Raw genomic sequence first — 12947 nt, forward strand, 5'->3', positions numbered from 1 at the left:
AAAGTTCATGTCAAATAAACGAACCTATAATCCTTGGGTGAAAAGTATTCGATGAACAATAGGATATTCTCGATGAAAAGCGAAGTACAGAAGAAAAAAGGAGATGAAATTTCATCTCCTTGCTAATTTTTAATCAAAAGCTGAGTTAAATCGATCTCTCAGTTGCTGAACGTAAATCCCAACATCGTTTCTCAATTCAAAAAGACGAGCGTGGTATTCAGCATATTCAGGAGCAGTAAAGATTTGAGCTCCTTTTAGTGTCTGTAAATTCGAAAGTGCAGCGTTAGCGTATTTCAGTGCCTTTTTAGTATAAGCAATGTTGGCTCCTATATACTCGTGTTCGAAACCAAAAGAGTATCCGCCAGCAAGTTTAGCTGCAATCTTTAAGCTATCCCCTACATAATTTAGGAAGGCTTCATTTTGAAGGGTAGGCGCAATAGTCTCGGCCCACTTTAAGGTGTCTACAGCAAGCTCACGGGCATCAATAAAGAGCTTTAGGTTATCGAGCGAACCATTATCAGAAAGGGCGAATTCTTCACTTAAGCTCTTCCACTCTTCTCCGGCATCATAATCGTCCGAGTCTTCATCGCCTAAGTCGAATAAATCGTCACTATCCATTCCAAAGAGGAAATCCTCTTCGTCGAAATCGTCTTCATCTTCCCAGTCATCTTCTTCTTCAGGGAAATAAGCTTCATCGAGAAGAAGTTCTTCTTCTACATAGGCCTCAAAGGCGTCATCTTCACTTAAACTTTCCTTAAGCAAAGTTATCCAGCGGGGTACTGTGCCTTTTTGATCAGAGGAGATGAATTTGCGGAGTTGTTCACTCTTTTTTTCTACTTCATCGAGGTGGGCTTCCCAACGAAATTCGTCCCAAAGCTCACCATCGAAACCGTCAATACTCATAAGCGCTTTTACTACAATTATCTAGGTTGTTGATAGAAAACGATTTTTTATCAACAACACAATAGCGTGTGGAAAAATAACGATTTTTGTGGATAAAAAGTTGTTTAAAGTCGCTCTAAAACATTCACCATAACTTGCGTCAATTTAGGCTCGGCGACGGCCGCTGCAGCGAAAATTTGTTCAAGATTAATGGGTTTTAAAGCATCTGGGAAGCATTCGTCAGTAATCACTGAAATTCCTAGAACATCCATGCCCATATGAACGGCGGCAATTACTTCCGGAACGGTGCTCATTCCAACAACATCAGCGCCAAGTTGGCGCATATATCGGTACTCTGCTTTGGTTTCAAGCATCGGACCAGAAATAGCAAGATAAACACCTTCATGCATCCGAATGTTTTTCTCAAGTGCCACATTTCGAGCAATATCCATCAAACGCTCGGTATATGGCTCACTCATATCTGGGAAACGTGGACCTAATTGATCGTCGTTGGGGCCAATAAGTGGGTTGTCGCTTAAGAAGTTGATGTGATCATTAATCATCATGATATCACCCGCTTCAAAGTTGGTGTTCATTCCACCACAAGCGTTACTCACAAAAAGAGTATGGGCGCCAAGCATCTTTGCCACGCGTACTGGAAATGCAATTTGCTGCATGGTATAGCCTTCATAGAAATGAAAACGTCCCTGCATAGCTACTACTGCTTTCCCGCCAAGGGTGCCGAATAACAACTTTCCGGCGTGGCTTTCTACCGTGGAGGTTGGAAAGTGTGGGATATCGGTGTATTCGATAGCATGTGTAACCTCAATTTCGTCGGCTAATTGGCCTAAACCGGTACCTAAAATAATGAGGTATTCAGGAGTGAAATCTGTTTGAGATTGAATGTATTGTACCGCTTCACTGCGTTTAGCGCGGAATTCTTCAACAGTGTCAAATGCCATGTTCTAAAATTGTTAGTTAGTCTAATTCGTCCAATATGTCGTCTAATCGGTCACTACCAGGTGGGTAGGCATGATCTTCATCCTCTAATGAAGATTCATTGTCTGGCGTTTCCATATCTAATTGAAAGCGAGAAGATTTGTTTTCCGTTTCCTCAGCTTCCACGTCTTGGTCATCACTTGAAGTAGTTTCCTCTTCCTGAACTTCACTTTGGATAAGAGCTTCCTCTTTAGGAACCGAGTATACCCCCGCTTCATCTTTACCAAACTGATCTAATGATTTCATTGAGTTTTCGAGGTAAGAACTCATGCCAGCTATAATTTCTTCACGCTTATCCAGTAGTCGAAGAATATTCTGGCGAATTTGAAGACGTTGGTGGTTCGCATCCTTAATAATTGCTTCGGCCTGCATCTCTGCTTTCGCAATACGATTGTCAGCTTCTGTTTTTGCCCCGTCCAGTTTTTGGGCTACCGATTCTTTTGTGGTTTGAAGTGTTTCGTGTAAAGCTTCTTCAACACGTTCATAATGTCGAACTCGATCATTCAATTTCTCGATCTGATCTTCAAGTTCTTTGTTTTTATTAAGGAGGTGTTCTACTTCATTAGAAACTAGCGTAAGAAAAGACTGAACGTCGGTTACATCATAACCGCGAAGTGCTTTCTCGAATTGCTGTTGCTTAATTTCTAGGGGTGTAAGTTTCATAAGAGCAATGAATTTAAGTGAACCTAAGCTACATGAAAGTACTATTTATTCATTTAACATGTTCCGCAAGTTATTGTTGTTATCATCTTTTGATGATGTGCGGATTTCTGGTTCTTCAATCTCTATTTCGCCAGTAGCATTTGGGTTCTCGTGAATACGAATTTTTTCTTCTTCCAGCTCGGCAACAATGCTTTCTAAATTAGCAATACGGCGTTCGGTGCTTTTTTTGAAATCACCCAGAGCTTTAAAAAATTGAGGATTGATCTCACCTTGGCTTGTACCGCTTTTACGGTTCAACCAAGTTTTCACGATGCTGAAGATATTCCAAAATAGAAACATCGTGAAACCTGTACCAAAAACTATGCCCACTAGGGCTATTATAAACTCTTCTTCTCCCATAACTTCCTCTATGCGTTTGTTCTAGTTCCAGATGCCGAAGGGGGTTCTTGATGGTAATCATCTTTTATTTCGATGTCATCTAAGGGAACCTTTTTCTTTTGTGTAGCCGCATTTGATGAAACGGTAGCTTCTAAATCATCAATGCGACCTTTCAGATTGTGAATAATCTTTCGAAGTTCATTGATCTCTTTTGAACTCGCCATGCGCTTCTCTTCGGCTTTGAGTTCTTGTTTGCGGTACTCTATAAATAAACCACCAATAATTGCGGAAAGTGGGATGAGAGCCCACCAAGGTAAACCAAATAACATAACGCCCTAAGTTTGTTGAGATTAGATTAATGGTGCCGACTACGTAATAAATGAATCTTAGTTGCGAGCTCCAAATATATCACTGCCAATGCGAAGCATAGTTGCTCCTTCTTGAATGGCTATTTCCATATCGTTACTCATACCCATCGAAATGTGCTCGAGCTGAACACTGCCCTCGCTATACTGTTTATGCTCGTCGAATAGTGACTTAAGTAATTTGAATTCACTGCGTACTTCGCTCTCATCATCTGTGAAAGTAGCCATGCCCATGAGGCCACACACCGTAACATGCTTAAACGATTGAGAAGCGAGTAAAAGGTCTTTCAGTGCTTCGGGTTTACAGCCGCCCTTTTGTTTTTCATTACTGATATTAACCTGTATAAGTGCCTTTACATGATGATTAGCGTCGGCGGCACGTTTCTCAAATTCTTTTAAATACTTCAACTTTTCAATGGAATGAACCCAATGCACACGATCTGCAATAAATTTAATTTTATTGGTTTGAAGGTTGCCAATCATGTGCCACTCGATGTTTTTGCCCGCTAACTCCGTCATTTTATCATCCAGCTCTTGCATGCGGTTTTCACCGAAATGAACTTGCTTATGTTCCATAGCATACTCAATATAACTTGTTGGCTTAGTTTTACTTACAGCCACAAGAGTGATCTCATTCGGATCGCGGCCAGCATCGGCACAGGCCTTAGAAATTCGTTGTTTTACAGTTGCTAAATTGGAAGAGATTTGATGACTATCCATTTAAAAACGCTTTTTCTTTGTGAAGTTTACTTAAACAAAACAAATATATCCTTTTATCATTCATGAAATAACCTTATTTTTGGAAGCTCAAAGAAAGCCTAAAATAAATTAGTTATTGATCAAGCTGACTTTAAAAAACCCAATACCTGCTTCGTCGGGCCAACTTATCTTAACCTTAAGAGAGGTAAATAGATAAAAATGGCAACCAAGATCCGACATATCACTACCTTCCTTAACCAGTGGGCTCCTCCGGGTACTAAAATGGATTACGATAATGTCGGCCTTCTTGTAGGCGACCCAGATGCAGAGGTAACAAACGTAATCACCTGCTTAGACATTACAGATGCAGTTGTTGATGAAGCCATTGCTGCCAATGCAGAACTTATTGTTGCTCATCATCCACTAATCTTTAGTAAGATTGGAAGTATTAATCCCACCAACGAACAAGGTAAAATTATCTACAAACTGATTAAGAACGATATCAGTTTATTAGTAGCCCATACAAACTTAGATGCAGCCCTTGATGGCGTTTCATTTGTACTGGCCAATATGTTGGGCTTAGACAACTTGAAGTTCCTTACTAAGAACTACGAGATTTCTAAAAAAATCAGCCTAGTTAGCGCAGTTGAGAACAGCGATTCGATGGTAAAACTATTGAATTACTACTCGGCCGAGAACGTACATCATTATAGTGTTGAAAGTAGAGAAGCTGATTTACGTTGTTTTGAAGCTATTATTGATAAGCACAACCTTCCTGCACTTAAGAAAGGACTGAAGAAAGAAGGCCTGATTAAAGACGGCGCTCTTCAAGTAACCGATTTAGCATCCACTTCGAAAAACTTTGGAATGGGTGTGATAGGCGATTACCCAGAAGAAGGCGTTGGGAAAGAAGAGTTTCTACACCTGGTATCACAAGCGTTAAATGTACAAGCCATCCGCTTTAGTGGTGATGTAGAGCGTATCAAAAAAGTAGCCGTATGTGGCGGTGCAGGTGTATTTCTTAAAAATAAAGCCATTGCTAAAGGAGCCGATGCTTTTGTAACAGCTGATATAAAATATCATGAATACTTTACCGAGCAAGAAGATTTCTTGTTGGTAGATGTAGGCCATTACGAAAGTGAGTTCCCTGTAGCAGAAGCCCTGAAAAATGAGATTTCAGAGGCATTCGACGACCTTTCCGTTACGGTAACCCAGGTTGTTACCAATCCGATGCAAGTATATGTATCAGACCATAAACCCCAATCCATCCAAACAAGCTGAAGAAGCAATCCATGAAAGAAGCACTTCAACAACTAGCAAATTTACAATACATAGACAGCCGCATAGACGAGCTTAAGCAATTAAGAGGCGATTTACCGGAAGAGATCTTAGATATTGAGACTGACATCGCTCGAAAAGAAGCAAGGTTATCTAAGTTAGAGCAAGAGAAAACAGATCTTCAAGTTGAGTATGATAACTTGAAATTAGAAGTTGCCAGCTCAGCTGAAAAAACTTCTAAATACGAAGACCAGCAACTATCTGTGCGTAACAACCGCGAGTACGACGCACTAACCAAAGAAATTGAAGCGCAGAAGCAAGTTGTAGAAAACGCAACAAAGCGTTTAGCTGAAATTGAAAAGCGCCAAGAAGAAATCGATCCTGAGATTGAAGAAGCTAGCCAAGAATTAGATGCTGCTAAAGCTGAGCTTGAAGAAAAAAGCGATAGCCTTGAGTCGGTTACTAAGTCTACGGAAGAAGAAGAGCAAGCATTGCTTAAGAAGCGTAAAGAAGTTGAGAAAGAAGTAGATCAAAGATATTTACGTAGCTATAACCGCTTACGTGAAGGGCTTAACAACGGTATTGCTGTTGTAGCTATGGATCGTGGCGCTGCTTTTGGAATGGCACTTCCTCCACAAACTCAGGTTGAAGTTAGAAGAATGAATAAAGTTATTATTGATGAAAACAGCGGTCGTATCGTTGTAGATCAATCATTCTTTGACGAAGCTAAGAAGCAACTAACGATATAAAATGGTGTTTTTATAGTTTAAACACTGTGATCAGCACATTAAAAGGGAATGCTTAACGGCTTCCCTTTTTTATTTGAATCAGCCTTATTATTTGAATTACGAATAAAGCTGTATCTTTGTAATCGAGAAGGCCGGGTGATCGCTTCATTTCTTAGGAGATGGGGAGGAAAGTCCGGACACCAACAAGTACCGCGCTCTGCGATCTTTCGAGCGAAGCAGAGGATCGTTAATGGCAACGTTAGCGAGACAGACAGTGCAACAGAAAACAAACCGCTCCGATTGTTATCGGAGTAAGGGTGAAAAGGTGAGGTAAGAGCTCACCGCCCCGAAGGCAACAGAGGGGGCACGGTAAACCTCGCGGGGTGCAAGTTCATGTAGGATGGTATGCGCCACTTGTCGTAACGCCATCGGGTGGAATGCACCAGATAAATGATCACCGAATCAGTCATAGACTGAGGAACAGAATCCGGCTTATAGGCCTTCTCTCAAATACATGAAAGCCCCATCCGAAAGGTTGGGGCTTTGTTTTTGTATAGCCATTCTAAAAGTAAGCAGTACGCTATAGGTTCACCTTATAGGTGCCTTTGATGTTGCGATCTAACTGACGTTTAACATCCTTTTCTTTGATACTATCACGCTTATCAAAGCTCTTTTTACCTTTGGCTACCCCAATTTGAACTTTCGCAAACCCTCTTGTGAAGTAGAGCTTCAAAGGAACTAAAGTGAATCCTTTTTGCTGCACAAACTTATCGAGTTCTCGAATTTCCTTTTTGCTTAGCAACAATTTGCGCTCACGACGTGGATCATGATTGTAATAGGAGCCGTGCTCGTAAGGCTTCACATAAAGCTCTTTTAAAAACACTTCACCATCTTTGATATAAGCGAAGGCATCCGTAAAGGAAGCTTTGCCCTGGCGAATAGATTTAACCTCTGTTCCCTGTAAAGCAAGCCCAGCCTCATAGGTCTTTTCTATGTGGTAGTCGTGGCGGGCTTTGCGGTTTTGTATGGTCGGTGTGTTATTCGTACTCATGGTAGAATATAGGGCTCAGGTCGTGTGAAATTATATTTCGAAGCCGAGTTCTTTTAAGTCTTCAACCACTGCTTCTTCGGGTTTACGATCCGGAAAGGTTGAATAGATGCCTAAAATTTGCTGAATCTCGCTAACGGCTTTCTCATTGTTTGGATTAATTTTTAATACCTCAATGTACTGCTTTAATGCACCATTCATTTTGTCGCGCATATTGGTGGCATTCGAATCACGGTACTCTAGGTATAATCCATAATTTAAATGGGTTTTCTCGCGTAATGTTTCCACTTCAGGAGTGCTTTCTTGCTGATCAAGCAATGTAAGTGCATCGGCATATTGGTCGGCATCTAAAAATGCTTCCACCTTTTCACTTAGCGACATCGTGGTCACTTTGTCTGATTCTGATTTATTACAAGCTACAAGTCCTAAAATGGCTAGAACAACTAAGAAATTTTTCATGAATGGTTTGTTATAACGTAATGATTGGATTTAAACTAATGCAGAGCACAAATATAAGCATACTTATCCACCCTATCACTTTTCTTCTGGTTGATAAAGGCTCAAAAAAAGTAACCGGCGGGTGCTCAACTTTAACAGCAAAAGTGATGAAGAAAGTCCAAATACCCCATATGAGCGAAGGTTGAGCATCGCTAGGATTGGTAAGTATATATAGGTAAAGACCCGAACAAAGTAATGACACCGGAAAGAGTACGTTCACCCATTTCATCTCGCGGTGGAAAGCAATTTGCATCACTGAAAAGAGAATGATGGCCCATATCAACCAGCTTAAGGCACCAAAAGAAGTATCGTATTTGCCTAGTAAATCATGGAAGAGAGGCACTAATTCAATACCCGCTAAGATGGTTACGAAGCTATAGAATAAACGAGCTACAATTTTATGGTTCTTGTAGCCAATTAAGCTGTACAGGATGTGCCCACCATCTAATTGCCCAACAGGCATAAGGTTTAAAGCCGTAAAAAAGAGTCCAAACCAGCCCGCCAATAAAAATGGGTAGTGATACATCTCCCAAAGAGGAGGTACATTTTCAAAGAAAGAAGCTAAAAAGTTATAAAGCAGGGTCTCCCCAAAAATAATCACCGTTCCCTCATTGCTGGAAAGTACTTCCGTGGGAAAGGTACCTGTTTGCGCTACATAAGCTTTTAGTTCTTCGTGACCAGCAAAATTTTGCACATGGGAAGGATCAGGCAGATTGGCGAAACCAACAATGAGGATGATAAAAGAAACGATGAAGCCGGCTATTGGCCCCGCAATACCTATATCGAATAACTCTTTGGTTCGGTGAATTTTCTCTTTAATCCTAATAACGGCTCCGAGAGTCCCAATGCCCACAGGTAGTGGAATATAGTAGGGCAAGGAAACTTTGATGTTGTGATAGACCGCTGCGAAGTAATGCCCAAACTCATGAAAAGTCAAAAAACTAAGCAGTAAGGAAGCGAATAGAACACCTCGTAAAAGATCCTGATTACCCGGCAATACAACAGGACCTATTTGTGTGAAGCCTGAACCATAACCCACAAACACCGATCCTACTACCGATACAGATATAAAGGTAAGTACAAATAAGCCGAGGTGTTTTGCTATGGTTTTAGCATCAGGCTTATTTTTGGAATACCGATTTTGAGATAAAATTTCGAAATCGGCATCTACATTAGATTGTGGTGAGTCGTAGCTCAAAAAGTAGTCCTTATTTTAATACTGCTCTTGATATAGGCATGGTCATACAACGAGCGCCACCTCGTCCACGGCATAATTCATGGCCTTGGAAGCTTACGGCAATTCGGTGATCTTGATTCGGATCGAGCCCTTTTTCACCATATTCTTCAATGAATTCAAATTGATTCATATACGAATAACCATGATCAACCAGCGTGTTGAAGGTATTGGTATTACGTTCATACCCAACAATCACTCCTGGTGCTAGAGCAAACACATTGGCTCCATCGGTCCATTGTTCTCTAAATTGATTCGTTCGGTCTTCGCCTCCACATTTGATGAATTCGTAGTTATTAGATGAGAACTCATTAAGTGCGTTTAAAAGAGAGGGTCTGTTTTCAGCAACAATACCCCCATTATGCTTTTGAAGTGCTACAACATTATCCCGCTGCTCCATAATGGCAGGAGGAAAGGCAATGCACTCGCTATGGCTGGCAAAAGTGAATATCGTATCCAAATGCATCGATGCCCTTTGTTTAGGGATGTCGACAGCAAGTACCGTTTTAACACCATGATTAAGCAACCCTTCACTCGCTTTCAGAAGCCCTGTGAATGACGTTCGTTCACTCATCCCAATAAGCACTAAATCTTTACTTTCAACCAGAACATCCCCACCCTCAATCGACTGATTTCCAGAAATACGAATCGCTTTATCGCGTACACTTTCGAAAAGTGGGTGGAATTGTACGATGGTTTCCATCATCAACGATTCCCGAAGACGTGTTTTAGTAGCCGCACGAGATAATAAAATGGTGTCGTCAATAACAGCCGCTAAATCGCGAGTAAAAAGTAAGTTCGGCGATGGGTGTAAACTAAATTTATGAGACCCCGGTAGTGTTCCTTGAGTGGAGAATACCAACAACTGATCGGGGGTTAGCCCAAGAAGTTCTTTTTCGATTACTGATAAGTTTTCCTCGGGGAATTCTTTAATCAACTGCTCAATAAAAAAGCCTCTAGCATCTTCAGATTGCACCGCATCTAAAAACAGATCTATGATTTCGAGCACTTGACCATCACGAGGCATTGCAGCTTTAAATACCTTCAACATATCGAGGTGCTCGCCACGGGCATCTTCTTCAAAGATGATGTCATCAAACAGAAGTTCATCTTTTAATTCAGGATTCACTAAAGACACTTCATGACCTGGAGTGTGAACAATTACTCCGTTAAGGTGTCCAATTTCAGAGGAAACGTTGATTTTCATAGCTGTGTTCTATTTCAAATTTTGAAGGCTAAATATACTAGTATACACTTCCATAAATAAAATGTATTTCAGAAAACCTATGGCTATTTTGAAGCCAAGGTAGTAATAATAGACTATGATTAAGAAAAAAGAGATAGAATCGCTTCTTTACCTTATGGACGACCCCGATCCATTTGTACAAGAGAGTGTACAGCAACGGTTTGTAGAATTAGGTGAGTCGGCCGTGCCGTTATTAGATGAGTATCGCGTTGATCTTAAACAGCCCGCACAGAAAGAAAAAGTTTCCGATTTAATACACACACTAACTTTTGAGGGACTGCAAGCTGATTTTGTATTACAGCTTGAGCAGGGTATAAAAAACAGGAAAGATTTAGAAGATATACTCTTTATTTTAGCGCGATTCGGCAACCCAACGTTAAGAACTGCTTCCTATAAAGAGCGACTTGATCACTTTGCAGAAATGGTTGCACCAAGTATTCGCTATAAGCTTGATGAACGAAAAAAAGCGAAGCAGTTATTTAAATTCGTATTCGAAGATCTCAACTTTAGAGGTGATACCGAGACCTACCACAACCCGGCAAATTGCTTTTTAGACCAAGTGATTGAGCGTAGAGTAGGGCTTCCAATTTCATTGAGCCAAATTGCTATGTTTATAGCTCGTAGACTCGATTTGCCCGTTTTTGGTGTGAATATGCCCATCCATTTTATGCTTACGTTTATCGGCGATAAAGAGGAGTTCCTAGTAGACCCTTATGATAAAGGAGCGGTTGTTAGCTACGATCAGTGCTATTTCTTTTTGAAGAAGAATAACATTGAACCACGTCCTGATTTCTTTCAAATGGCCTCTGATATGGACATACTCATCCGAACCATTCGAAACTTAATACATAGCTATGAACGCCAAGAGCAGTTGCATAAAGTAGAAGACTTGAAAGCGTTACTGTCTACGGCTGAATTGTTTGAGTAGTCCTTGATGTCTTCTGTTTAACATTGCCCGTTCGTGTGAGCACAAGAAGTCTAGCGGAGTTTAATAACGCAACTATTTAACTTATATACCCAACCAAACATAAAAGCTGTCATCCTGAGTAGGAAAGGCTGTGATGAGGCTGAAGGGTGCTAACACGAAGGATCTCAAGTGAACGCACTACCCAAAGCTAGTTCAGGGTTTGAGCCCCTTCGCACCTCGTTCCCAACGTCCTCGTTAGGAATGCCTTCTAGAAGCTCCTGCTTCACTAATAGCGAGGCAATTTCATTCATTTACCCAAACACCAATCAACGCCGTCTCCTGTGCAGCGATCCGCCAGCTGGCGGACAGGATCCTAAGTTGGCTATGATTACTCTCTCAAACGTTTCCCTTCCCCTTTTGTATGGACAAAAGGGGAGCAAAAGCCACCGGCAGGAATTGATTCGGGCCTTCTTTAGCCGCGCCAGGCACAACATGCAATTCCTCTTCCGACAGTAGTCGGAATCGGCGCATGTTCTGCTTCTCTGCCGCTGTGCAAAATGAAGGCTATGCCTGCTCAATTCCAACGCCGGAGATTGTTGGAGATGTTTAGATATTTCAGTGCGTTAAAAGAAATCTTTAGATATCTCCCTTCGGTCGATATGACAAAAAATAGAAACCACCTTTTTGTCACTTCGAGTGAATACGAGAAGTCTAAAGATCGTTAACAATGCACTTATTTATCTATCTCAGGTTTTACGAATCTATATTTTATCAACCAGTTAGTGCTCTCGTTTTCAATATCAGACTCAATACTGTAGAGATAATCATCATTGGATTCTATTCCATATAGAAGAGGATAATATTTTAACTCATAACTGTTTTCATAAACTCCATTTTCCCTATGGTATGAATCCACATATTTATAACCTTTCTGCCCATTAGGATCTACGGCATTAAGTACACTTTTATTAGTAAGAGTTAGGCTTACACTACTATATAAAGCTCCATCAGTGTATCCAGCACTAATGAAATCACCATCCATATTTCTAGCATAATTTATTGAGCTGTCATACCCATCAATTACTTCTTCCGAATAAATTTGTCGTTCTTGGTCAATGGAATATTTTTTAATGATTGGCTCTGAAGTCCCTGCGAAATAAACCTCATTTCCACTCACATAGATATCACCAGAATACATTAAATAATGCAGCTCATCCTCAGTGGGTATAAATGATTTTGATACGTTTCCTTCTGCGTCAAATACATGGAAAACATGCGAGCTTAGCTGCATAGTAAAGGTAAGAATGGCGTCTTCGTTTATAACCTGAATTCGATTTGCAAGTAAATTTGGTGTTTGAAATTCGTTGATAAACACACCTGTAGTATCATAAATTAAGACCTTAGTTTGCCGAATGTCAGATATATAAATTTTATCTTCATATACATCATAATCGGTAATTTCTAAAACCTCTCCTGGGCCACGACCTTCCCTGAAAGAAATGAAGCTATGATCTTCAAAGCTCTCCTTGTTTACTACTAATAGATCAAAATTATTCCCATTTCTTATAAACAGATGCTCGTTGTTTTCTTCAAGCTTTAGGGCATAGAAGATTTCTAGTTCCGTTAAATTCAATTCTTCTACTACTTCAAGACTATCAAATGTGCGGGCCTCATTAACATTCACTGTACCGCTGGCAATAAATGATTCAGTTTTCGAATCAGTATCACACGAGTAAATTATTAGTAAAGCGAACACCCATAAATAGTTTTTCTGCCGAATCATTCCAATCCTTTATTAAGACTAAATCACTTATTTGTATTGATATACGCCAAGAATAAACTAAACAATTGAATATTTAAAGACTTAGCGTTCTATTAATTGAAATAAATGATCTGAGCAAGCAATCAAATAGCTCAAAAAGTTCTAGCTCCATCCTTCAAAAATTCTAGCTGATTTCCCTCTTTCTTATATATAAATCTTTACTCATTTTAGCTCCTAAACTATTTAGGGTTATTAATCAG

General features: G+C 40.3%; 14 protein-coding genes and 1 other RNA gene. 4 read left to right on the top strand and 11 right to left on the bottom strand.

The window, feature by feature from the left end; translation table 11 throughout:
- Positions 1-129: 129 nt before the first annotated feature.
- From B155_RS0110065 to B155_RS0110090, 6 genes are all read right to left on the bottom strand, one after another.
- Entirely contained in the window at positions 130-903 is a 774-nt protein-coding gene (locus B155_RS0110065; RefSeq protein WP_018128142.1) for a hypothetical protein, read from the bottom strand.
- A gap of 104 nt (positions 904-1007) precedes the next feature.
- Entirely contained in the window at positions 1008-1844 is an 837-nt protein-coding gene (locus B155_RS0110070) for a purine-nucleoside phosphorylase (protein WP_018128143.1), read from the bottom strand.
- Between the two features lie 16 nt (positions 1845-1860).
- The gene (locus B155_RS0110075; RefSeq protein ID WP_018128144.1) at positions 1861-2544 is read right to left on the bottom strand and encodes a DivIVA domain-containing protein; all 684 of its coding nucleotides are present in this window, start codon (positions 2542-2544) and stop codon (positions 1861-1863) included.
- 45 nt (positions 2545-2589) lie between these two features.
- Positions 2590-2943 (bottom strand): hypothetical protein, encoded by a 354-nt coding sequence (locus tag B155_RS0110080; RefSeq protein WP_018128145.1) that lies wholly within the window; start codon positions 2941-2943, stop codon positions 2590-2592.
- A gap of 8 nt (positions 2944-2951) precedes the next feature.
- Positions 2952-3251, bottom strand: coding sequence for a hypothetical protein (locus tag B155_RS0110085; RefSeq protein WP_018128146.1), 300 nt, complete (start codon positions 3249-3251; stop codon positions 2952-2954).
- Positions 3252-3308: 57 nt separating this feature from the next.
- Positions 3309-4007, bottom strand: coding sequence for a YggS family pyridoxal phosphate-dependent enzyme (locus B155_RS0110090; RefSeq protein ID WP_018128147.1), 699 nt, complete (start codon positions 4005-4007; stop codon positions 3309-3311).
- A 198-nt stretch (positions 4008-4205) separates the two neighbouring features.
- Here B155_RS0110090 and B155_RS0110095 point away from each other — a divergent pair, with 198 nt between their 5' ends.
- The 3 genes from B155_RS0110095 to rnpB all read left to right on the top strand — a co-directional run bounded on the left by B155_RS0110095 (position 4206) and on the right by rnpB (position 6503).
- Complete coding sequence (locus B155_RS0110095) at positions 4206-5267, top strand: Nif3-like dinuclear metal center hexameric protein (RefSeq protein ID WP_018128148.1); 1062 nt, start codon at positions 4206-4208, stop codon at positions 5265-5267.
- An 11-nt stretch (positions 5268-5278) separates the two neighbouring features.
- Entirely contained in the window at positions 5279-6013 is a 735-nt protein-coding gene (locus B155_RS0110100) for a zinc ribbon domain-containing protein (protein WP_018128149.1), read from the top strand.
- 123 nt (positions 6014-6136) lie between these two features.
- Positions 6137-6503, top strand: an RNA gene (gene rnpB, locus B155_RS13765) — RNase P RNA component class A.
- 69 nt (positions 6504-6572) lie between these two features.
- On the opposite strand, the gene smpB is transcribed toward rnpB, so the two are convergent.
- The 4 genes from smpB to B155_RS0110125 are packed head-to-tail and all read right to left on the bottom strand — an operon-like array spanning position 6573 to position 9979.
- Positions 6573-7043 carry an SsrA-binding protein SmpB gene (gene smpB, locus B155_RS0110110; protein ID WP_018128150.1) on the bottom strand — a complete coding sequence of 157 codons (471 nt, stop codon included), beginning with the start codon at positions 7041-7043 and terminating at the stop codon, positions 6573-6575.
- Between the two features lie 30 nt (positions 7044-7073).
- Positions 7074-7499, bottom strand: coding sequence for a hypothetical protein (locus B155_RS0110115; protein WP_018128151.1), 426 nt, complete (start codon positions 7497-7499; stop codon positions 7074-7076).
- A 10-nt stretch (positions 7500-7509) separates the two neighbouring features.
- Positions 7510-8736 (bottom strand): site-2 protease family protein, encoded by a 1227-nt coding sequence (locus B155_RS0110120; protein WP_018128152.1) that lies wholly within the window; start codon positions 8734-8736, stop codon positions 7510-7512.
- Between the two features lie 10 nt (positions 8737-8746).
- Positions 8747-9979 carry an arginine deiminase family protein gene (locus B155_RS0110125; protein ID WP_018128153.1) on the bottom strand — a complete coding sequence of 411 codons (1233 nt, stop codon included), beginning with the start codon at positions 9977-9979 and terminating at the stop codon, positions 8747-8749.
- 115 nt (positions 9980-10094) lie between these two features.
- Between B155_RS0110125 and B155_RS0110130 the strand changes: the two genes are divergently transcribed.
- The gene (locus B155_RS0110130; protein ID WP_018128154.1) at positions 10095-10946 is read left to right on the top strand and encodes a transglutaminase-like domain-containing protein; all 852 of its coding nucleotides are present in this window, start codon (positions 10095-10097) and stop codon (positions 10944-10946) included.
- Positions 10947-11658: 712 nt separating this feature from the next.
- Here B155_RS0110130 and B155_RS0110140 read toward each other — a convergent pair.
- The gene (locus B155_RS0110140) at positions 11659-12708 is read right to left on the bottom strand and encodes a 6-bladed beta-propeller (protein ID WP_018128157.1); all 1050 of its coding nucleotides are present in this window, start codon (positions 12706-12708) and stop codon (positions 11659-11661) included.
- Positions 12709-12947: the final 239 nt, after the last annotated feature.

The organism is Balneola vulgaris DSM 17893 (genome assembly GCF_000375465.1).
GTDB classification, from domain to species: Bacteria; Bacteroidota; Rhodothermia; order Balneolales; family Balneolaceae; genus Balneola; species Balneola vulgaris.

Bases quoted from the DNA above. Each gene is read 5' to 3' on its own strand.
- B155_RS0110065 (WP_018128142.1), bottom strand. From the start codon at position 903: ATGAGTATTGACGGTTTCGATGGTGAGCTTTGGGACGAATTTCGTTGG.
- B155_RS0110070 (WP_018128143.1), bottom strand. From the start codon at position 1,844: ATGGCATTTGACACTGTTGAAGAATTCCGCGCTAAACGCAGTGAAGCG.
- B155_RS0110075 (WP_018128144.1), bottom strand. From the start codon at position 2,544: ATGAAACTTACACCCCTAGAAATTAAGCAACAGCAATTCGAGAAAGCA.
- B155_RS0110080 (WP_018128145.1), bottom strand. From the start codon at position 2,943: ATGGGAGAAGAAGAGTTTATAATAGCCCTAGTGGGCATAGTTTTTGGT.
- B155_RS0110085 (WP_018128146.1), bottom strand. From the start codon at position 3,251: ATGTTATTTGGTTTACCTTGGTGGGCTCTCATCCCACTTTCCGCAATT.
- B155_RS0110090 (WP_018128147.1), bottom strand. From the start codon at position 4,007: ATGGATAGTCATCAAATCTCTTCCAATTTAGCAACTGTAAAACAACGA.
- B155_RS0110095 (WP_018128148.1), top strand. From the start codon at position 4,206: ATGGCAACCAAGATCCGACATATCACTACCTTCCTTAACCAGTGGGCT.
- B155_RS0110100 (WP_018128149.1), top strand. From the start codon at position 5,279: ATGAAAGAAGCACTTCAACAACTAGCAAATTTACAATACATAGACAGC.
- smpB (WP_018128150.1), bottom strand. From the start codon at position 7,043: ATGAGTACGAATAACACACCGACCATACAAAACCGCAAAGCCCGCCAC.
- B155_RS0110115 (WP_018128151.1), bottom strand. From the start codon at position 7,499: ATGAAAAATTTCTTAGTTGTTCTAGCCATTTTAGGACTTGTAGCTTGT.
- B155_RS0110125 (WP_018128153.1), bottom strand. From the start codon at position 9,979: ATGAAAATCAACGTTTCCTCTGAAATTGGACACCTTAACGGAGTAATT.
- B155_RS0110130 (WP_018128154.1), top strand. From the start codon at position 10,095: ATGATTAAGAAAAAAGAGATAGAATCGCTTCTTTACCTTATGGACGAC.
- B155_RS0110140 (WP_018128157.1), bottom strand. From the start codon at position 12,708: ATGATTCGGCAGAAAAACTATTTATGGGTGTTCGCTTTACTAATAATT.